Origin of the sequence: Ileibacterium valens (genome assembly GCF_001945525.1) — a bacterium.
Lineage (GTDB): Bacteria > Bacillota_I > Bacilli_A > Erysipelotrichales > Erysipelotrichaceae > Ileibacterium > Ileibacterium valens.
In genome coordinates, this window is sequence record NZ_MPJW01000090.1 from 17,903 (window position 1) to 39,345 (window position 21,443).

General features: G+C 41.5%; 20 protein-coding genes. 16 read left to right on the forward strand and 4 right to left on the reverse strand.

Features of this window, described 5'->3' with window-relative positions; all coding sequences use genetic code 11:
* Positions 1-63: 63 nt before the first annotated feature.
* A complete protein-coding gene (locus tag BO222_RS03760) occupies positions 64-1,542 on the reverse strand; it encodes a hypothetical protein (RefSeq protein WP_143356927.1) in 1,479 nt (492 codons plus the stop codon).
* Between the two features lie 368 nt (positions 1,543-1,910).
* On the opposite strand from BO222_RS03760, the gene BO222_RS03765 reads away from it, so the two are divergent.
* Positions 1,911-2,288: a thioesterase family protein gene (locus tag BO222_RS03765; RefSeq protein ID WP_075818480.1), complete on the forward strand. Its 378-nt coding sequence runs from the start codon at positions 1,911-1,913 to the stop codon at positions 2,286-2,288.
* 112 nt (positions 2,289-2,400) lie between these two features.
* Here the strand turns inward: BO222_RS03765 and BO222_RS03770 are convergent, their stop codons facing one another.
* The 3 genes from BO222_RS03770 to BO222_RS03780 form a co-directional block, all read right to left on the reverse strand.
* Entirely contained in the window at positions 2,401-4,122 is a 1,722-nt protein-coding gene (locus tag BO222_RS03770) for a putative glycoside hydrolase (protein ID WP_075818482.1), read from the reverse strand.
* 83 nt (positions 4,123-4,205) lie between these two features.
* A complete protein-coding gene (locus tag BO222_RS03775) occupies positions 4,206-4,715 on the reverse strand; it encodes a VanZ family protein (protein ID WP_075818484.1) in 510 nt (169 codons plus the stop codon).
* A gap of 285 nt (positions 4,716-5,000) precedes the next feature.
* Positions 5,001-5,510, reverse strand: a complete 510-nt coding sequence (locus BO222_RS03780) for an HAD domain-containing protein (protein WP_075818486.1) — start codon at positions 5,508-5,510, stop codon at positions 5,001-5,003.
* Positions 5,511-6,227: 717 nt separating this feature from the next.
* Here BO222_RS03780 and BO222_RS03785 point away from each other — a divergent pair.
* The 15 genes from BO222_RS03785 (at position 6,228) to asnS (ending at position 21,067) form a co-directional block, all read left to right on the forward strand.
* Positions 6,228-7,541: a TrkH family potassium uptake protein gene (locus BO222_RS03785; RefSeq protein ID WP_083647662.1), complete on the forward strand. Its 1,314-nt coding sequence runs from the start codon at positions 6,228-6,230 to the stop codon at positions 7,539-7,541.
* Between the two features lie 220 nt (positions 7,542-7,761).
* Positions 7,762-8,442, forward strand: a complete 681-nt coding sequence (locus tag BO222_RS03790) for a potassium channel family protein (protein WP_075818490.1) — start codon at positions 7,762-7,764, stop codon at positions 8,440-8,442.
* 70 nt (positions 8,443-8,512) lie between these two features.
* Positions 8,513-9,418 (forward strand): RNase adapter RapZ, encoded by a 906-nt coding sequence (gene rapZ, locus BO222_RS03795; protein WP_075818492.1) that lies wholly within the window; start codon positions 8,513-8,515, stop codon positions 9,416-9,418.
* Positions 9,415-10,419: a gluconeogenesis factor YvcK family protein gene (locus tag BO222_RS03800; RefSeq protein WP_075818494.1), complete on the forward strand. Its 1,005-nt coding sequence runs from the start codon at positions 9,415-9,417 to the stop codon at positions 10,417-10,419. Before rapZ ends, BO222_RS03800 begins: the two co-directional genes overlap by 4 nt.
* Before the next feature lie 176 nt (positions 10,420-10,595).
* The gene (gene whiA, locus BO222_RS03805; protein WP_075818496.1) at positions 10,596-11,597 is read left to right on the forward strand and encodes a DNA-binding protein WhiA; all 1,002 of its coding nucleotides are present in this window, start codon (positions 10,596-10,598) and stop codon (positions 11,595-11,597) included.
* A 118-nt stretch (positions 11,598-11,715) separates the two neighbouring features.
* On the forward strand, positions 11,716-12,255 hold the full coding sequence (locus tag BO222_RS03810; RefSeq protein ID WP_075818520.1) for a hypothetical protein: 540 nt from the start codon (positions 11,716-11,718) through the stop codon (positions 12,253-12,255).
* The gene (locus BO222_RS03815; protein WP_075818498.1) at positions 12,252-12,611 is read left to right on the forward strand and encodes a NusG domain II-containing protein; all 360 of its coding nucleotides are present in this window, start codon (positions 12,252-12,254) and stop codon (positions 12,609-12,611) included. Before BO222_RS03810 ends, BO222_RS03815 begins: the two co-directional genes overlap by 4 nt.
* Positions 12,608-13,129: a Gx transporter family protein gene (locus tag BO222_RS03820; protein WP_075818500.1), complete on the forward strand. Its 522-nt coding sequence runs from the start codon at positions 12,608-12,610 to the stop codon at positions 13,127-13,129. The genes BO222_RS03815 and BO222_RS03820 overlap by 4 nt, the downstream gene beginning before the upstream one ends.
* Positions 13,130-13,380: 251 nt before the next feature.
* Complete coding sequence (locus tag BO222_RS14040) at positions 13,381-14,037, forward strand: acyl-CoA dehydratase activase (RefSeq protein WP_075818502.1); 657 nt, start codon at positions 13,381-13,383, stop codon at positions 14,035-14,037.
* Between the two features lie 25 nt (positions 14,038-14,062).
* Positions 14,063-14,983 (forward strand): BadF/BadG/BcrA/BcrD ATPase family protein, encoded by a 921-nt coding sequence (locus BO222_RS14045; protein WP_233131201.1) that lies wholly within the window; start codon positions 14,063-14,065, stop codon positions 14,981-14,983.
* Between the two features lie 55 nt (positions 14,984-15,038).
* Entirely contained in the window at positions 15,039-16,466 is a 1,428-nt protein-coding gene (locus tag BO222_RS14050; protein ID WP_075818506.1) for an acyl-CoA dehydratase activase-related protein, read from the forward strand.
* On the forward strand, positions 16,366-17,634 hold the full coding sequence (locus tag BO222_RS03840) for a 2-hydroxyacyl-CoA dehydratase (RefSeq protein ID WP_075818508.1): 1,269 nt from the start codon (positions 16,366-16,368) through the stop codon (positions 17,632-17,634). The genes BO222_RS14050 and BO222_RS03840 overlap by 101 nt, the downstream gene beginning before the upstream one ends.
* A gap of 159 nt (positions 17,635-17,793) precedes the next feature.
* Complete coding sequence (locus tag BO222_RS03845) at positions 17,794-18,471, forward strand: hypothetical protein (protein WP_143356928.1); 678 nt, start codon at positions 17,794-17,796, stop codon at positions 18,469-18,471.
* Between the two features lie 58 nt (positions 18,472-18,529).
* On the forward strand, positions 18,530-19,204 hold the full coding sequence (locus tag BO222_RS03850; RefSeq protein ID WP_075818512.1) for a redox-sensing transcriptional repressor Rex: 675 nt from the start codon (positions 18,530-18,532) through the stop codon (positions 19,202-19,204).
* 507 nt (positions 19,205-19,711) lie between these two features.
* Complete coding sequence (gene asnS, locus BO222_RS03860; RefSeq protein WP_075818516.1) at positions 19,712-21,067, forward strand: asparagine--tRNA ligase; 1,356 nt, start codon at positions 19,712-19,714, stop codon at positions 21,065-21,067.
* Positions 21,068-21,443 lie beyond the last annotated feature (376 nt).

Below are 21,443 nucleotides of genomic sequence, written 5' to 3' on the forward strand. Positions count from 1 at the left end.
GCGGCTTCTTTCTTTGTTTGAAAGCTGGCATTCTATTTTTTACGATGATATTTACGAAATGACTCAGGATAGTTTGTCAAATCCATCATCTCCTGGAAGAAAAATCAGTGGATCATCGGATTGATCTTTCAGGCTGTCATTACTTTCATAAGCTAAATCAGAGTGAGTTGGATGACCATGATTTCTCTTTTTAGTAAAAGTTGGAATTGAAAGATCCAGGGAATCTTCTGAATAAATTTCAGATTGATTTGTTTTGGAATTCTTACTGAATTGAGTGGATCTGGTTGATTTATCCTGGAGTCTGACATGAGTTTCATCATCTGCAGTTTCATTGACTTTGTTTATATATTCAGAAATGTTCTTGTTCTCTAATTCTTCATCTTCAAGATCATTAAATTCTATATCGTATTCATCATCATATTCATCCTCAGCAGTTTTAAGATCAAGGACTCGATCGATCAGTGATTTTGGATCTGGGATTTTTACTTTTGGTAAAGACGTATTTGAGAATAATTTCATTTCGCCAAACTGATTCTGTACTTCTTCAGGTGTTGGCCTTGGAATTTTAAGAATCGGCAGGATAGCCCACAACAGAATTAATAATCGAATTCCATCAAACAGAGCAAACCATAAAAAAACAGAGAGTCTGTAAACGTGATCTTCAAGCGGATGGATATAGTAGCCTCTCAGAACATAGAAATAGCTGATTCCTACAATGACTTCAATCCCAATTCCTATTACAATCAATGCTTTGACTCCAGTCTGTTTTAGATACAGAAAAAACATTGGAATCGTCCAGATCACGGCGGAAATAATGCATAGAGTAAACATAATTGAAGTTGCAAAAGTGAATTTGCCATTTGCCGATTTAAACAGTATGCTGCAGACTTCAGTCAGAATTGGAAACAGAACCATTTCTCCGTAGACAATCACTCCTAAGCGAACTGCGGCTTTGGGATAGGTCAAGGGCTCGTGATCGAGCATGAAGATTCCAGCAAGCCATGGATGTTTTGCAAGTCGATTGCGAACCCGACTCTGGCTTTGGCTGTTTTCTTTTGGGCCATAATCATATTCAGCCTGATAACGAGCATCCGGGCTTGAGAAATCAGGAACTCGTACCGGAGCAGCATTAGGGCTCTGAAACTCTCTTTGAGATTTTTCTGATTGTCGATCTGGCTGATTGTAAGAATAGGAGTTGCTTACCCGTCCTGGATTCGAAACTGGTCTTTCGTTCATGTCGGAGTCCTCATATACGACAAGGGTTTTATCAAAAAAGATTTTTCCATAGTATGAGGTAAACATCCATCGTCCAAAACGAAACAAAAAGTAAGTTTCAATCAGCATTAGAATTGCCCAGATCAGCCAGACAATCCAGGCGGCCGGGTCTGAATAAACCTTGTATAACAGCCAGAAGGAAAAGGCCCCCTGCAGAGCGCTCATTGCATAAAAAACAGTTTTAGCTGCAGGCTTGCCGGTATCAATGACAAATACGACAAGAAGCCATGCAATGGAGCTGATCACTGTAGACGTGATATAAATCATGTCGAGGAATTCGGACTGTGGAAGAAAACTCTGATTTAATACAAAATATGCTGCAAAAAAGAACAGGCATATTAATGCATACATCATAATGGCAGAGGACATAATCCTCCGTTTTGCTTTTTTTAGCAGTCTGATATCATTTTGGTAACTGGTTTTCATGTATTCCATTCTATATCATCAAAATCAGTTCCGAAAATCACAGGAAGAAAATCATTTGGAACCTCTTCATGCCAAAGGGCTTTCAGTGTGAAATCAGAGAAAAAGCATGATTAATAGAATGATTTGATCAGCTGAAATCTTTTTACACAATTATTTAGAGGCCTGCATCTGTGATCATGCAATTATTGAAAGGAAAAGGAATATATAGTATGAGCAAACACCAAACATCAGTATCAGTGACAAGAAAAGTCGAAGAAGCAGGACTGGCCTGTACGATGAAAAGCGGTTCATTGCCTGTATTGGCTACTCCGCAGATGATTGCCTGGATGGAAGAGGCAGCCTGTCTTTGCCTTGATCTTTCAGAAGAGCAGACATCGGTAGGAATTTCAATGAATGTCTCCCATGATGCTCCTTCACCAAAAGGAGCGGACATCCGAATAGAAGCCAATCTGCTTTCAGACCAGGGAAAAATTCTGGATTTTGAGGTCACCGCCTGGATGAAGGATGTCTGTATTGGTAAAGGATTACATCGTCGAGCCATAGTGAATAAGAAGAAATTTCTTTCGAGAGTTTATCCTGAACAGTAAGCGATAGTAAAACCTCCCATGATTTCGCGACAGATTCGAGTCGAAATCATGGGAGGTTTTGTTTATATGGATTATTTATATTGGTTATACGGAAAACATTCAAAATGAGAGATTACTGGTTTTCCTGTTCTTTCTGATAGGCTTCGAGGGCAGGATCTGTGGAGATCAGACCATCTTTTAAATAGTCGAGCGTATCCATTGATCCCTGGTCCGTCCAAACCAGATATCCAAACAGATTGGCATCGGTCAATCCGAGGATTTCACGGCATAAACGATCTGCGTTCGTATTGTTATAGCCTTGCAGCCAGGGTCTCATTTCAGCAGGATAAACGGTTGAGTTACCGAGTTCATCAGCCTGCTTAGTGAAAGCTTCTGTGATTTGACGGGCTTCTTTATCAAGATCCTGAAAGCCATACAGCCAGGCAGGAAACTGGTCAAGGTAAAGCATCGGAGAAACAATATCCGCAGCCGCTACCAGCGCCGGATAATACTGACCAATATCGTAATCATATTGTTCTGCCACTACACCTGAATAAAGGTCAGCCGCAACATAGGTATGGAGCGGTTCAAGAAGTTCTCTAAGATAGTACAGAAACCCCTGGATGGCACTGACTTTTGACTCATTGTATGTATTATGGAATTCAAGTTTTCCTTCGGCTTCCAGCTTTGTTCCATTATCCGGAAAACGGCAGTAATCCAACTCGACTTCGTCAAACCCAATTTCTGCAAATTCCTTAGCAAGGGCTCCGTTATATTCCCATACGTCTCGAACGTAAGGACTGGCCCAATAGGATTCGGAAAGAACGACTAATTCATCGGTGCCTTTATACGTTATGGCCTGTTCAGGATGATCAACGGCATATGAGTTGTCTGCAAATGTTTCCATACGGCCAACCATATAAAAGCCTGCCTGTTCCATTTCAAGAACAAGGTCTTTGAGATCTTCCTTGCTGATCAGTACATTTTTTAACACATTTTCAGTGCTGTTGTAATATTGTTCTGGAACCTCACTGTCATAGTAAAGCTGTCCATTCAAGCCTTTCAATCCAACCACAAGACAATTCACACCAGATTCTCTGGCGATTTTTTTAATTTCTTCCTTATTCTTGATTAAGTTTTCAAGGGTTACGTGAACTCCACGCAGATTTTCCCGGATCGGATTATCAGAGTAGTTAATGCTTTCCATTCCTTTGAAATCATTCTGATCGACATAGGCCCATTGAGAATAACCATCATAAAATGTATTGTCATAAACCGCATTGTATTTCAGATCGGTTCCGTATTGCTTCATTGCATTTTCATGGGTGGTTTCAACCAGACCGCCAGGAATGAAGTAATTCTGGCCATCTTTTTCAATCTCAAACCATGCGATTCGTCCGGTTTCAGGATCAAGATCACTGGCCAGAGCATTGACAACTTTGAGCTGTTCACCTTTTTCAACAATCAGATCAGAAAGATGACCTTCCTTATCTTCACGCAGGTTCAGCATTCTTCTTGGATAGACATACTCGTAATCCACACAATCGAGTTTGCTTTCTGAAAGATTCTCATTTGGAATTGTCAGAATAGCATCTTTATAGGCAACTTTCGTTTTTTCGTTTCCGCGTTCTTCGACGGTTACTTTTGCTCCCCTTGGAATCGTGAAAGAATCTTCTGCAACCTCTCCGGCCAGCAGATAGGGTTCTGTAATGGTCAGCTTTTCGCTATCTGAAAGAATATACATTTTTGGATGAATCAAATCTTCAAAAAATGGATACACCAGAGCAGCAAGCGCCGCACAGACCAGAACAAGAATAAGAGCAGGCCGCAGCCATTGGCTTTTTCGGTTGTTCATCAGATATCACCATTTTCAATTTAGCATAATCAGTGATGAATTGCCAATTATGCCATATTTACCGTATTTTCAGGAATTTTGTGTCAGGATGATTTTGTGTTTTTTAAGGACGATATTGAAAGGATACTATGCAGAAGAATTCCGCATAAACCTCCACAGGTATCTAACAGGACGTCGCTGAACTGACCTGAGCGCTGATCCGTAAATGTCTGATGCCATTCATCGCTGCAGGCATACAGAAATACGACTGCTAAACTGAGCAGAAATGGCTTTTGAAATCCATTTTGCAATATCCCGCATTTATTTTGATCAGCATCACTCAGATTCGAATGATCAGGGAAGTTTACGGGTAAAAATACTCCGCTGATCGAAAACCCCAGACAAAAATAGATCGAGAAATGAGCAGCTTTGCGAATCAAAAATGAGGCTTGCTGTTCACTCAGAAACCAGGTTAAAAGAAAGAGAAAGCGACCTGAGAGGCCTGAAGAATCACTTCCGTTCTGACTTGAAAAAAAGAAGATAAGCCCCATCAGGAATATGGAAAGAATCAGCCAGGCTGCCTTTCTGGGGTTCTTAAAAAACGAAAGGTTCATCGTATATTCATCCTTGAGCCAATTAAGTAATCAATTAAGAAATTAGATTCATTTAAATCATAAGGGTGATGGATTGGGTTCAAATTCATTCGCTTTCTCCTAATATATTCATATCCATTGCTTTAATTCGTTTTACGACAATAAAAAAGGCTTTAAATTATAGAAATGAAAAATTGCCTTAGAAAACATAGTAAAGATTCTTTGATCAGAAAAAGAAAAAAATGACTGTACTCTGTAAAAAACAGCAGAGAAAACAGTCAGATCATAACAGAGTTCCTGATTCGCTCATGATTGAAAGCGCAGGGCAGACCGCGCTTTTTCAAATTCAGTAAGATAAAAACCGTTCGGGCAATGAATGAAATGATTTCCAAATGGCTTTGAAAGGTTCATATCATCCAGGATGATGTACTTCACTCCAGGATGATGTCTGAGGTAACTACGAATCAGGTCGGAGCGTATGCTCCCTGAAGGAAGTTTTGCAATTACGGGTTCTATTTTCTGAATTTTCATCAAAGCCTTCAATTCAGACAATGAATGAAATATTCGCCAGGAAGAGGTGACAACGATTTCGGCATGAAATTCCCTGATCAGTTTTTCAAGGAATGCGCAGCAGACAGGATCAAAATCGCGGTAAACGATATTTACAATTGAATTATTGATATTTTTGAGTTCAGGTTCACCAAGTTCGTCTGCCAATCTGATATTGAGATCATCAATTACGGGGGATAAGTGATCAGGTTTAAGATGTGGCTCCAGAACTCCACCGAAATCAAGAAAGATGACAGGATGGTCCATGGTTATAAGATTTATCCTTTCTTCAGTTTATTCAAAAAGGTTTGAATAAACTGAGCAATTAGAAAACTGAGTCTGCTCTATAAAGTCAGACAGTTGAATGGGACTATGGATCTGAGTGCAGATGGTTTTAAATCCAGCTCGGTTGACCATTCAGATAAAGATCAGTTTCAGGTGTTCTGCAATGAATTCTTTTACTAAAAAGATATAACGGTATAAACCCGGTTTGAACAAAATGAGAAAAAGATCTGTTTTCGATCCCAATAAATACATAAACTTGACGGTTTAAAGACCAAATTTATATCCTTTCGACCTTAGAATCTGGTAAAACAGAATTAAAATCAGATATTAAAGTTCATTGGTTTTATAGTGCTGAATCAGGGATCTGAGCGCTGAAGGTTGGTTTGTCAGATGGATAGGCTATGATGAAGCTGAATGGGCAGGTCTGTTTTGTTTCTGATGATGAATCTGTCTGAACCTGTTGTTTTATGAGAGAAGACATACAATTGAACTGAAAGTGAAAGCTCAATCATCTGGATTTCAGTCTCTAAAGTGACTGATTCTCATACTGAACTACCCTTCCATAAGGCGAATCAAAGCCTTATGGATTGTTCCATATTAAAATTGGCTTTGGTTGAATTCAGTAGAATAACTTTGATAATTAGAAGAAAACGAATTAAAAGTTTGAAAATTGAATATAGCAGTGAAAAGGAAATGAAAATGACAAAGAATATCAAACGATGGTTTGTGAAGACTTCGCCGGCGAGGCTTCTCGTCGTCGGTTTTGGACTGGTGATGTTAATTGGCGGCTTTCTGCTCTGGCTGCCGATCAGTCGAAATCCGGGAACTGAAGTCAGTTTTTTTGACAGTCTCTTTGAGGCGGTCAGTGCGGTTTGTGTGACTGGTTTGACTGTGGTGCCTGTTGGTCAGACCTATAACTTTTTCGGGCGTCTGGTTCTGGCTGTCTTAATCCAGATCGGAGGTATGGGAATTGTCCTGCTGGGAATTGGACTGATTCTTCTGGCTGGAGGTAAGCTGGGATTTAAAACCCGTTCTTTATTTATTCAGGCTCAGAATCTGATGGGGTATTCTGAGATTCTGAAGATGGCTCGTAAAATTTTATGGGTGATGTTTGGAATTGAACTTGCGGGCGCTCTTCTATGCTGGCCGATCTTCATGGAGAACTATGATCCATGGTCGGCGCTGGGATTTGCCTGCTTCCATTCAATCTCCGCGTTTAATAATGCCGGATTTGATATTCTGGGTGGCTATGATTCATTAACAATGTATGCCGATAATATTCCCATGGTGACGGTGACTTCGTTTCTGGTGATTTCAGGCGGCTTTGGGTTTATTGCCCTGATTGACCTGTTTAAGCAGAAGTTTCATTGGCGGTCTTTACTTTTAAATACCAAGATTGTCATTGTGATGACTCTAAGCCTGCTGATTGGCGGAACGATCATATTTAAACTGACAACGGATCAGACATGGCTTGAAGCCTGGTTTCAATCCGTTATTGCAAGAACCGCAGGCTTTGCGACCTATCCGTTAGCGAATTTCTCTCATTCAGCCATTCTGATCTTTACCATATTAATGTTTATCGGAGCCAGCCCAAACTCAACCGGCGGCGGAGTAAAAACGACAACTGTTTTTGTTGCAGCGGTAAAGGCTTTTTCAAGTTCAGCTGAGCATGATGAAGACAGCGTGTTTTATCGCCGAATCCCTGATCTGGTCTTTTCAAAAGCGTTTGTCGTTTTGTTTTTTGGAATGTTCGTTGTTCTTTGCGGCTCGTTTCTGGTGATGATTGGAAATCCGCAGGCAGATATGGATCAGGTTCTTGTAGAAGTGACAAGTGCTTTTGCCACGGTTGGATCATCCATGGGGCTGACTCCGGATTTGAGCTTTTTCAGCAAGGCGGTCATCATGATCTGCATGTTTATCGGACGCCTTGGTCCGGTTACGATTGCCAACCTGTTGGTTACCGGTTCAGAAAAGGCTGCCCGGTATACCGAAGAAAATGTTCTGATTGGTTAATCAGTTTCGCATCGAAGAAGATGAAAACATTGCTTTGAAATCCATGAATGGCATGGATCAGATATCGATTACTTTTTTCTGATTAGAAGCAGAGGATAATAAATTCTGGATATGGGCTTAATCTGCAATGGCTTAAAATGTTTTTGAAATCTGTCGAAGATGAAGGTATTCCAGAAATTCGTTTTTAAATCACGTTCTCAAGTAATACGAGGGAGGAACTATGAGATATAAATTTTCCAGACAGCAGGCTGCCTATGCCGTCATCGGACTTGGACGATTTGGAACAGCCGTTGCCGAAACTCTGGTTGATAATGGCCAGGAAGTCATACTTGTCGATAAGGACCCGGACCGAGTCCGCGATCTGCGTTATCTGAGCGATTATGCTTACGTCATTAATCATATGGATCAGAAAGCTCTTGAAGAAATTGGAGTAGGCGATGTCCAGGTAGCCATCGTATGCATTGGATCAGCGATGGACGTCAACATTCTGACCACGCTCTATTGCATCAATCTGAAAGTCCCAAGAGTCATTGCCAAAGCCAATTCTTTGGATCAGGGGCAGATTCTTTCCAAGATCGGCGCTGAAGTGGTCTATCCTGAGCGGGAAATGGGCAAACGTCTGGCCAACCAGCTTCTGAATAAGCGAGTGATGGATTACTTCTCTGTTTCTGGAAATATTGATGTGGCTCAGGTAGAAGTACCGGATGAATTTGCTGGCAAGAAACTGGATTCGCTGAATCTGCGTCAGAACTGGGGGATCAGCATTATTGCCATTCAACGCGGAAAGAATTCAATTGAAGATGTTCAACCGGAATTTGTTTTTGAAAAGGGAGATACGATAATCATTATTGGAAGCAATGATAATATTCACCGGTTTGAAACTGAATTTGACGATGAATAATCCTGCTCTGGCAGGATTTTTTTGCGTGAATAGCCTGTGATAAAATGACAGAAAAAGGGGGAAACCGGGTATGGATAAAAAGATTGTCCTGGTTACAGGAATGTCCGGTGCAGGAAAAACATCGGCGATGAATGCTCTGGAAGATCTGGGGTATTACTGCATTGACAGCTTTCCAAGTGAACTCTTGGGTGAAATGGAAAGCCTGATGGAACAAGGGGATCCAAAATACGACCGGCTGGCTTTTGCGGTCAGCGCGTTGGAATACCTGAAGTTTATGAATTTTTTCGATGCGCTCAATCGACCAGTTCAGGTGATCTTTGTCGATGCGGAAGATGATGAACTGCTGCTGCGCTATCGATTTACAAGAAGACAGCATCCCTTAATCACTATGAATATGGCTACAACACTCGAAGAAGCTATAGAACTTGAACGTGATTATTTTGATCATCTGCAGCAGAATATGAAAAACACGATTCATATTGATACGACAAAAATCACCCCGCAGGCTTTGAATAACCAGGTCAGAAGATATTTTACAAACGAAACCAACGACCAGTTTGGAGTCACTTTTCAATCTTTTGGATTTAAGAATGGGATTCCGATGGATGCGGATGTGGTCGTTGACGTACGTTTTCTTCCAAATCCGTTTTATGAAGCGGCTTTAAGAAATAAAACCGGAAATCAGAAAGAAGTCTACGATTATGTGATGGGTAAGGAAGAAACTCAGGAATTCATTCGAAGATTAAAGGAATATATCGATTTCGTCCTGGACTCCTACCGAACTCAGCAAAAAAATCATACAATCATTGCCATTGGCTGTACTGGCGGACAGCATCGTTCTGTCTCCATCGCCAACTGGCTGTATGAAACCTATAAAGATAAGTACCGGTGCTGGAGAAGTCACCGCGATATTCAGGAAGAGGCTGCTGATGATGAAAGTCAGGATGAGACTTCCAATAGAGGAGGCTTCAGATGAAAAACGTCGTTCTGATCGGAGGCGGTACCGGATTATCAGCGATGATGCAGGGTCTTAAGGAACTTGATGATATTAACCTGACGGCCATTATCTCTGTAGCCGATGATGGTGGAAGTACCGGCCGTCTTCGGGATAACTATGATATGCCTGCCATGGGTGATATTCGTCACGTCCTTTGCGCTATGGCAGCCGATCGTGATGATTCGATTTTTCCGGCTTTGATGAATTATCGGTTCTCGGGAGATGAAGATGTAGGCGGTCATCAGCTTGGCAATCTGATCTTCACAGCGCTGACGGATATTACCGGTTCATTTATGGGAGCCGTTCAGGCAATTGGAAAAGTTCTGAAAGTTCGTGGAGAAATTCTGCCGGTTTCATTGGACAATGCCATTCTGTATGCGCTGATGGCTGATGGAACTCTTGTACGTGGCGAAAAGAATATTCCATCATTGAATAACTCCATTGAAAAGGTCTTCTATCAGCAGAAGGTTCAACCGTATTCCAAAGCGGTGAAAGCCATTGAAGAAGCTGATCTGATCATTTATGGTATTGGCTCATTATATACGTCGATTATCCCTAATCTGATCGTCGATGGAATCTCGCAGGCGATTTATAACAATCTGTGTCCAAAAGTCTACTTCTGCAATGCGATGAGTCAGCCTGGAGAAACCGATGGATTTTCCATGGAAGATCATGTAAGCGCCCTTGAAAAACACCTGTATAAAAATGCAGTGGATTGCTGCATTTTAAACAGCCGCCCAATTCCTGAAGAAACTCTTCAGCTGTATGAAAAATCGGCGGGTTATCCAATCAATGCCTTATCCGAAACCCATACCTATCAGGTCTGGAAACGCCCATTGATTCTAATCGATGAAAAAGGAAAAATCAGGCACGATCCAATGGCTGTTGCCGATGTTGTCGAAGAGCTCGTAAAACAGCTTTCCGATTCAGTAAAGCCTGTCATAAAGACTGACCTGCAAGCTTCAGAAATATCGCAATAGAAAATTCGGAAAAATTCTGTGACCTCAATCCGAGCAGTCAAAGATGATCCGCAAAGTCAATGATCAGATTATATAATTCAAAGAAAAATAGTGACAAAAAACTGAATGATCAAAAAGATCATTCAGTTTTTAAAGATTAGAAATAAGTTGAAACAGCAGAAATAAAGGAGGCCGCTATGTCGTTTTCAAGTGAAATAAAAAAAGAAATAACCCTGGTAGAACTTGATCCGGCACAGGCCAGAGCACAGCTTTGTGCGATCCTGCTCGATCGGGCAAGTCTGAATATGAATCAACGCGGCTGGTATCTTTCCTTTCAGACTGAAAATGCAGCGATTGCTAAACATGTATTTTCATTGTTTAAGGTAACTTATGCAATTGAACCCAAATTATCCGTAATACGGAAGATGAATCTGAAAAAAAACAATATTTACCAGATTCAGGTTCATGACTCGGCTACTCATATTCTCGAAGATCTGACGATCATGCGGGAAAGCGGTTTATCTCCTGTGCCATCCTATCGTCTGATTCGGTCTGAGAAAAATGCGCGAGCTTTTTTACAGGGGATCTTTCTGGCTTCGGGTTCGATTAATAATCCAAAAACTCCAAATTATCATTTGGAAATGTCCTGCTCTTCACTGGAACTGGCGGCCTGTATCGAAAAGCTGATGAATCGATTTTACTTTCCGGCAAAACGAATCGGGCGAAAGAATTTACAGGTCGTTTATATGAAAACCGGGGATAAGATCGCTGATTTTTTAAGACTTTTAGGAACAAGCAATGCTCTGTTTGAATTTGAAGATACCCGGATTCAGCGGGACTTCTATAATCAGATCACTCGTCTGGATAATTGTGAAGTGGCCAATGAGATGAAATCCATCAAGGCTGGTCAGGAACAGCTGATCTGGATTGATACGATCGAAAGTGAACAGAAAACGGGAATGCTTTCTGAAAAAGTCAGGCGGGTCATGGAAATTCGCAAGAAATACCCAGAGGCATCAGTCAATGAACTTTGCGAACGAATTCAGGCAGAATATGGCGAAAATATTACCAAATCAGGAATGAAGCATAGAATTTCGAAAATACGGGAACTTGCAAACCTTTTAATCAGGGAAAAGGAGCAAAGTATTCTTCGAAAGCAGAAAAAAGAAGCTGTAGAAGGGAGTGCTGGCTCTGAATAGACAAAATGATTATGATCAACACTCTTTGATGATCATGAAAGATCAGATTACCCAATTCCTTTTTCATAAAAAAGGAATTAAAGGGGATAAAAATAAAGAGGATAAAAGAGATTGTTCGGTGTCTAAAAAACTCTGTGTGGCGGCCGCGGTTTCTTCTTTACTGTTTGCGGGCTGTTTTCAGCCTCCTAAACTTGCCAAGCAGACATTTACACTCGAACTTGGAGCTGATGTCTATGCCAATCCGGATGTTTATCTTGAAAACGCTGATGAAGTCAATTCAAAAAAACTCTCGATCGAAGTAGAAACTCCAGGGATTGCCAAGCTCGATAATCGATTTGTGAGTACTGGCAGTGAGTATCTGGCGGTTGGGGAATATGACTTTGTTTTAGTCAATGGATCGAAGCGAACACCTTTTGCGGTCAAGATCAAAGATACGAAACCGCCGACGATTACCAATGACGTCACTGAACTTTCAGTAGGGTATGGACAGATCATCGACTGGGCATCTGTGTTTGATGCGAAAGATCTTTCTGAAGTTTATTATGAGGCTCCTTTGGATGCATCTCTTGTCGTGGGAGAGCAGGATATAACCGTTCGAATTACTGATCGCTTTGGCAATGGAGTGGACCGGGTGGTTCATTTAATGGTGGGTGTATGAAAAAAGCAGATGGGATTTTAATAATCTGCCTGATGATCTTTTCTGTGCTTTCTTTGATTCCTCTTTTCAATGGTTCGATTATGCCTTCAACAGCCGTCGTAAAGATCCGAAATGAAGAAATCATGCGAATCGATCTGAGTCAGGATGGAGATTATGATGTGGATGGAACCCTGGGAAATGTACATATTTCTGTTAAGGATGGATCCGTTGCGGTTACTCAGGAAAATTCACCGAATCATTATTGCTCAATGCAGGGATATGTAGATTCAGTCAATACTCCAATTGTCTGCCTTCCAAATGATACGGTTATAACCATTGAAGGAGCAGATGAAGAGGAGGATACAGTCATTTCATGAGGCGTTCACCAATTCAAAAAATGGTACGGCTGGCCATGCTGACTGCTGCTGGCATTTTGCTGCAGCTGATTGAAAGTTTCTTCCCGGTGGTTATGATCGTTCCTGGATACAAACTTGGTCTTGCAAATATTGTCGGGTTATATGCTTTATACGCGTTTGGACTTCGTGAGATGGTTATTGTCACTTTGCTTCGAATTGTTCTGGCAGCTCTTGGACAGGGAACTCTGTTTTCCGTTGCGTTCATGCTTTCCATGGCTGGGGGAACTCTGGCCATATGCGCAATGGCTGCAGCGTATAAAAGCAAGATTTTTTCGATTTATGGCGTGAGTGTAGCGGGAGCTGCTGCGCATTCGATCGGGCAGGTTGCTGCTATCACCATTCTTTATCAGCAGTACTTTATGCAGTTGTATTTACCGATTCTGGTGGCCTTATCGATTGTTTCCGGTTTATGCATTGGATTGCTCACCCATTCGCTCTTAAAACGAATGCCGATGGATAAGCGGCAGGCAGCTGTTTGATCTGCTCCTTCAAGAATCGAATTACTATGAGTAAAAATTGTCAATAATCTATCAGAAATGTATGAAATCTGACTAACGCTATCCCGTTGGATAGCGTTTTTCTCTGCATTTTTTTTGAAATCGTTCATAATAATCCTATTCGTTTGTTCGACTGAGAAAATCGATCCGTATGATTCTGAATTCTTTTTAATCATTCAGGATTTAATTTGTCATGAGAATTGCGGATTTCGATTTCTTAGAAAGGGTTATTCATGCTTCGTATTGGACTGGATATTGGATCGACGACGATCAAATGCATTGTTCTTGATGAACAGGATAAAGTGCTTCATTCGAGTTATGATCGTCATCATTCACAGATTATTGCTAAAAGCAAAGAGGTCATTGAATCATTATCAAAGATGTATTCTGATCCACTTTATATTTCTGTTTCCGGATCAGCGGGGATGGGACTGGCGCAAAAGCTTGACCTGGATTTTTCACAGGAAGTCTATGCCACCAGAAAAGCCATCCAGCATTTGCTTCCAGAAAGTGATGTGGTAATTGAACTTGGTGGTGAAGATGCCAAGATTCTTTTCTTTAATGGAGGAATGGACTTCTGCATGAACGGCAGCTGTGCAGGAGGAACTGGATCCTTCATCGATCAGATGGCTTCTTTACTGCAGGTATCTTCAAAGCAGCTGAATGAACTGGCTAAAAAGGCGCAGCGCTTATATCCAATAGCCAGCCGCTGCGGAGTCTTTGCAAAAAGCGATATCCAGCCTTTGCTCAACCAGGGTGCACGAAAAGAAGATATCGCGGCTTCCATCTTTCGATCGGTCGTTTCTCAGACCATTGCAGGGTTAGCTCATGGAAGATCGGTTGAAGGAAATGTCGTTTATTTAGGCGGACCTCTGACCTTTTTTTTCTGAGCTGCGAAAATCATTTGATGAAGCTTTGAATGTCAGAGGAATCAATCCTGATCTTTCTTTGTATTATGTTGCCTTTGGTGCGGCTGCTCTTGCTAAAGGAAAATCCGTAGTTTTAAAAGATATTTTAGCGAAAATGGATGCAGTTGAGCAGATTTTTGATTTTGAGAGCCTGCCTCCTTTATTTAAAAACGAACAGGAAAAGAAAGAATTTCATTTAAGACATTCGATAGAGCTTCCAAAATTTTCAGATCTTCTCGATGAGCGGCCAAAAAACTTATATGTGGGAATCGATGCGGGTTCAACAACGACTAAATGCGCTGCAATTGATGAAATGGGAAGGTTGTGTTTTTCCAGTTATGATTTTTCAGGCGGAACTCCCATTGAGCATGTTCGAAAGTTCTTATTAGATGTTCAGGAGCAGTTTCCAGATGCATCGATTGCAGCCAGTGCAGCGACTGGATATGGAGAAGAGCTGATTCAGGCAGCTTTTCGGGTTGATTTTGGAGTGGTTGAAACTATCGCCCATTATTTAGGAGCCCAAACTTATGATTCAGAGGTAGATTTCATTATTGATATCGGTGGACAGGATATCAAATGCTTTCACATTCATGAGCAGACTGTTGATCAGATTTATTTAAACGAAGCGTGTTCTTCAGGCTGCGGCTCATTTCTGTCGGCTTTTGCACAGACTCTCGGTTATGATATGGAGACTTTTTCAAAGAAAGCCCTTGAAAGCAGACACCCCGTTGATCTTGGAAGCCGCTGTACAGTTTTTATGAATTCAAGAGTCAAGCAGGCTCAGAAAGATGGAGCCTCATTAGAAGACATAGCGGCAGGCCTGGCGATTTCAGTGGTAAAAAATGCTTTATATAAAGTGATTCGAATACCAAAGGGGCAAAAACCCGGAGAACACATTCTGGTGCAGGGGGGGGACATTCTTAAATGATGCCGTCCTTCGCGCCTTTGAGCTTGAAACGAACGCTACAGTCATCAGACCTGCGATGGCCTCGCTGATGGGCGCATATGGTGCGGCTCTTTATGCCAGATCACAACAGGAGACACTTTCTGCAGGCTCAACGATTCTAAAAAAGGAGCAGCTAAGAAATTTTCAGCATCAGACCAGAACCTTTCGCTGCAAAGGTTGTACAAATTCCTGTTTATTAACCATGAATTCTTTCGGACATCTAAAAACTCACATCTCTGGTAACCGATGCGATAAACCTCTCGTAAAGCGAAAGTCACAAAATGCCAATAATATCTATGAATATAAAAGGATAAAACTAGCAGCTTTTGACTCATTTGAAACAGAGAAAAAGACAATAGGAATTCCACTGGTTCTCAATATGTACGAACTTCTTCCTTTCTGGCATACTCTGTTTTCACGACTTGGATTTGGAGTAACGGTATCGGGCTTTTCAGATGCGAAACTGTATCACTCAGGCCAGTCAAAAATTCCAAGCGATACAGTCTGCTATCCTGCGAAGCTTTCTCATGGTCATATCGAACGCCTGAAGAAAATGAAGTGCGATCATATCTTCTGGCCTTGTCTTTCTTATAACCTGGATGAAGGAAAGAGTGTAAACCATTATAATTGTCCCATTGTGGCTTATTATGCTGAATCCGCTCAGAGTACAAACTCTGGTCCCGAGATTCTAAGACCTTATTTTGGGATCCATCGGCCAAAGGATTTTAAAAAGCGATTCACAAAATGGATTCGCGATGAAATCGATCCAACCCTATCGGCAATTCAGATTCATCGTACCATTGATTATGCTTATCAGGCTTATTACGACTATATGGATGATGTTGCCAGGATGGCTGATTCATGGCTTGAAGAGGCAAGAAAGAAAAAACAGAAAATTATCATTTTATGCGGACGGCCTTATCATATTGATCCTGAAGTGATTCATGGAATTGATCAGTACCTGACTTCTTTGGGGTGTCTTGTTCTATCGGAAGATTCGATTGCCCACCATACGAAAAAGGCGGATACAGATGTGTTAAATCAATGGACTTATCATGCAAGACTCTATGCAGCGGCTGAATATGTGGCAAAAATCAATAGTCCTGATTTGCTTCTGGTGCAGCTTGTCAGTTTTGGATGCGGCGTCGACGCCATCACTGCGGATGAAGTCAGAGCCATCCTTGAAGACAGTTCTCAGTTATATACCCAGATTAAGATCGATGAAACTTCAAATCTGGGAGCCATCCGCATTCGACTTCGTTCTATGCTTGCAGCCGCCGATTCTCAGTGGAATCCAAAGGGATCCAGTTCACTTCAGAATCTGAAAAGAGAACAGAAGCCTGATCATGAAACAGAGGAGAAGTATGACCAATCGAGTAAGCCAACCGGTATTCACCAGAGAAATGAAACAAACCCATACCATCCTTTTTCCAAACATGCTCGACATTCATTTCCGCTTTCTTGAAAATATCCTCAATGCAAGCGGCTATCATGCCATGCGCCTGATGAATGAAGGAGCGTCGATCTGTGAACTTGGATTGCAGTATGTTCATAACGATACCTGTTATCCAGCTCTTTTAACGATCGGGCAGATGCTCGATGCTCTTTTGAATGGAATGGCAGATCCAGGTCATACTGCTCTGATTCTGCCGCAGACGGGCGGCGGCTGCAGAGCAAGCAATTATGTCTTTTTACTGCGAAAGGCCCTGGATGCGGCTGGTTATCAGCAGGTTCCGGTGATTTCTCTGAATATTTCGGGTCTGGATTCGCAGCCTGGATTTGATCTGAATTTGCCTTTGCTTCGAAAAATGCTCGCAGCTATGGCCTATGGGGATTTACTGATGGCATTATCCAATCAGACTTCTCCCTACGAAACCCATAAAGGGCAGACGGAAGAGCTGGTGGCAGCGTGGATCAATGAGCTGAGTCAACATTTTAATGAAGGACATGGATATGATCTGAAGACGATGAAAAGAAATGCGGCTAAGATCGCGCAAAGCTTTCATCAGATTCCAGTGAATTGTATTCCAAAAATCAAGTGTGGAATTGTTGGAGAAATCTATGTAAAGTATTCTGCCTTGGCCAATAATCATCTCGAGGATTTTTTGAAGAATAACGATTGCGAAGTCATGGTCCCTGGAATTATGCAGTTTTTGCTTTATGCGGCCGATATACCCATTGAAGATGCCAGACGGTATGGAGGAAGAAAAAGCTCTCAGCTGATGTCGATAGCCATGTTTGAATTTTTGCAGAAGTATGAATCTTTGATGCTTGATGCCGTTGCACAGTATTCTGAATTTACTGTTCCCGCTTCATATAAAGAGCTCAAGGAATTAGGCGCCGAAATGATTTCTACTGGATGCAAGATGGGAGAAGGATGGTTATTAAGTGCTGAAATGGCCGAACTGGCCAGCAAGGGATATGACAATATCATTTGTGTGCAGCCGTTTGGCTGTCTGCCGAACCATATTATTGGTAAAGCAATGATGGGACGAATTCAAAAAAAGTATCCTAATGCCAATGTCACAGCCATTGACTATGATCCAGGATCCGCTAAAGTGAATCAGGAAAATAGACTCAGACTTCTTCTTTCAATCGCCCAGGAATCCTTACAGGATCAATTCGAATCGTAAAAAAGAATAAGGAGACTGCTGGTTAAAAACAAAATCGCTGAAGCGGTTTATCACTGGTTTGGTATTCTGTTTTAAACGCAGACTTAAAGAATTTTGTAAGTAGTAACAATCGTAATGATAAGAGGATCGTTTGAGTGAAGTTTGAAAGGAGTTGAAGAAATGGCTGATCGATTTATTGCTGCCCTGAATCAGATTGAGCGGCAGATGAAGGATATGATTTTATCTGTTTCTTCAGACCACACTCCTTTTCACGAATTTGTCAGTGAAATTCAGGGTGAAAAGATGTCAGATAATGACTATTTTCGAATTCTTGAAACTTTCTATGGCGAATATATGCGAAAGCAGCAATCAAAAGCTCAGATGTATTGTCTGATGCGAATGATGCAGCTTGAAAAAGCGCAAAATGTACGATGGATGCGAAAGATGTTTCCAAAGATTGAATTTTCAAATGCTCCAAATCCGTCTCTGAAAGCTTTTATCGATCGAAAAAGACCATTTTATCAGGCATTGTCGGATAAGATCGAAAGAAAATGCGTGCTGATCAGTACTGCTATTGTACTGATTATCCTTCCAATTCTGATCTTGTCGCTTAACTTGAATTCGTTTCTGAGTCTTTTGATCGTTTTTAGCTTATGGGGATTTCTGCTTCGTCTTTCATCGCGCTGGATTGTGCCCACACTGCTGCAGGAGCGGATTGGAATGCTCAGCAGCAAGCTGTCTGATGTCCATCAGGGATTTGAAAAAGGGATGAAATTTAAAAATCCACCCCTGGTTCTTTTTGATATGCCCCGATTTGTAAAAAGCGGTACCAGACGTCTGATGAAAGCTTTTTGTTAATAAAATTGATTTATTCACAAATTAAATCATTCGTGTTATGATAGCTTCGGTGATAAATATGAGAAACGCGAACAGCGTACCTAAGGCAACTCTGCAGCGATATCCAGTCTATCTGAAGGCGCTTAGAAAGCTGCAGAAAAATGGTGTGTCGAAAATCATGTCCAAAGAACTCTCGCAGTTTGTCGATATTGAACCGACGACCATCCGCAGAGACTTTTCATTTCTTGGGAACCTTGGAAAGCAGGGTTATGGATATGAAGTCGATAAGCTGATTGATATTTTCAATGCAGAGCTTGGGGTCGATTTCGATGAGAAAATCATTCTGGTCGGAGCTGGCAACCTTGGCAGAGCTTTGCTTAATTACAATAAATGGGATTATGTCGTAGGAGAAATTGCCTGTGCTTTTGATACCGATCCTGAAAAAGTCGGATCCATGTTTGGAGTTCAGGTTTACCATATGGATACGCTTGAAGAAATGATGCCTGCAGGATGCCGAATCGCAATTCTGACGGTTTCAGAAAATATTCAGGATACTGTCGATCGGCTGATTAAGAATGGAATCACCGGTATTGTTGACTTCACGCACGAACATTTTAAAGTCCCGCGCGGCATTGTCGTAAAATATGTAGACGTGGTATCATCGATTCAGGAGCTTGTTTTCGTGACAAATTCCATGAATACCACATCTTCGGATGAACCTCATCCACAAATCGCCACATCCGATCAGGCCTGAAAATAGAAAGCAGGTCATGATAAATCGGACCCATTCCTGAACCAGTCAGGAAATCAAGTAGTTGAAATACAAGATTCTTAGTAGAAAAATCATTGAGAATATTCAAAGGCATCGAAGCAGAACTTCAGGGATCGAAAGTTGAAGAGAGCCGGCATTATGGTGAAAGCCGGTCGCCCGCTCCCAAAAAGAACAGCTGTGAAGCCGGATTGGAGAGAGTCCAGTAAGATCTCAGAGGCATTATTATTGTCTTATAGGTTTATGGAAAGGTAGACAGTCCCGGAAACCGCCGTTATGGTCAGAGTGCTGCAAAATCTAACTGTTTTTGCAGAAGTCGGGATGGTACCGCGGTCTTGTAAAGAATCGTTCCTGTCATTTTATATGGCTGGAACTTTTTTTGCTTTCTGTCATAAATTATTGGATGATCAGAGCAAAGCGACAAAATTTGTGATGAATTCAGGCAGATCAGCTCTGCTGATCAGGAAAGTGAAGAGATAAAAGGAGTTAACTATGTTAATTAAAAAAATCAAAGAAAATCTGCAGGATTTAGATGGGCAGGAAGTTGTACTTCAGGGATGGGTTCGAACTAACCGCAAGTCCAAAAATCTGGGTTTCATTGAGTTGAATGATGGCAGTTCATTTAATGGGATGCAGGTCGTTTATTTTCCGGAAATGGATGATTATGAAGAAGTAAAGAAAATCACTACTGGCTCAGCGATTGAAGTGACAGGAAAAATCGTCCTGACACCTGAATCCAAACAGCCAGCTGAAATTCAGGCTTCTAAAATTGAAATTCTTGGCATGGCTGATCATGAATACCCGCTTCAAAAGAAAAGACACAGCTTTGAATACCTCAGAGAAATACCGCATGTCCGCCCACGCGCAAATACTTATTACGCCATGTTTCGCTTACGTTCAGTTCTAGCCATGGCCATTCATACGTTCTTTCAGGATCGTGGCTATGTTTATGTTCATACACCTGAAATTACAGGCAATGATGCTGAAGGAGCCGGAGAATGCTTTACCGTAACAACCCGAACCGATCAGGATTGGGAAAAAGACTTCTTTGCGAAACATGCTCAGCTGACTGTTTCCGGACAGCTTCACGTTGAACCATTTGCCTTAACATACAGAAATGTTTATACCTTTGGACCGACTTTCCGTGCCGAAAATTCAAATACTACACGTCATGCTTCTGAGTTCTGGATGATTGAGCCGGAAATGGCTTTTGCCGACCTCTCTGATAACATGGATGTGATTGAAGATATGATCAAGTACTGCATCAATTACGTTCTTGAACATGCTCCTGAAGAAATGGAATTCTTTGAAAAGGTGATAGATAAGGAATGCATTAACCGCATTAAGCATGTGGCTGGTTCTGATTTCAAACGAATGACCTATACCGAGGCGATTGAAGAGCTTAAAAAGGCGGCTGATCAGTTTGAAAATAAAGACATCTTCTGGGGAATGGATCTGCAGAGTGAACATGAACGTTATATCTGCGAAAAAGTGGTTCAGGGACCTGTTTTCCTGACAGACTATCCAAAGGATATAAAAGCTTTCTATATGCGTGAAAACGAGGATGGAAAGACGGTAGCTGCCTGTGATCTGCTTGTTCCTTATGTTGGAGAACTTGTGGGAGGATCACAGCGTGAAGAAAGATATGATGTTCTTGAACAGAAGATGAAAGACATGGGGATGGAACTAGAACCATTGCAATGGTATCTTGATCTGCGTCGTTTTGGCGGCTGCAAGCATTCCGGATTTGGATTAGGATTCGATCGTATGCTGATGTATCTAAGCGGAGTTCAGAATATCCGTGATGTTCAGCCTTATCCAAGAACTCCACGTAACCTGATTTTCTAAGATTCAGAACTCAGCAAGACAAAAAAATCAAAATGCTAAATTCATTGGATGTTTCGTTTTGAAGCGATGAGCTGATATTTTGAGCCAGTTATTCTGAGTCATCCAGACAAAATCATAGAACTTTAAAGGGGCTGTTAAATTTCTGACAGTCCAAAAATAAAAAGAGGCACCTGATCCGTAATGGATGAGGTGCCTCTTTTGGTAAAATATGTTCATGATCAATAAACAAAATTACCAAACACACTATAACTCGATTCAGGGCCGTTTGCCACTGCTCCATTCTCTCTTCCCTCATATTGAGATGGATTCTGTCTTCACTACTGTCAGTTCCTTTGTCGATGATTATCTCGACCTTGCCCTTTATCCTTCTTTTGCC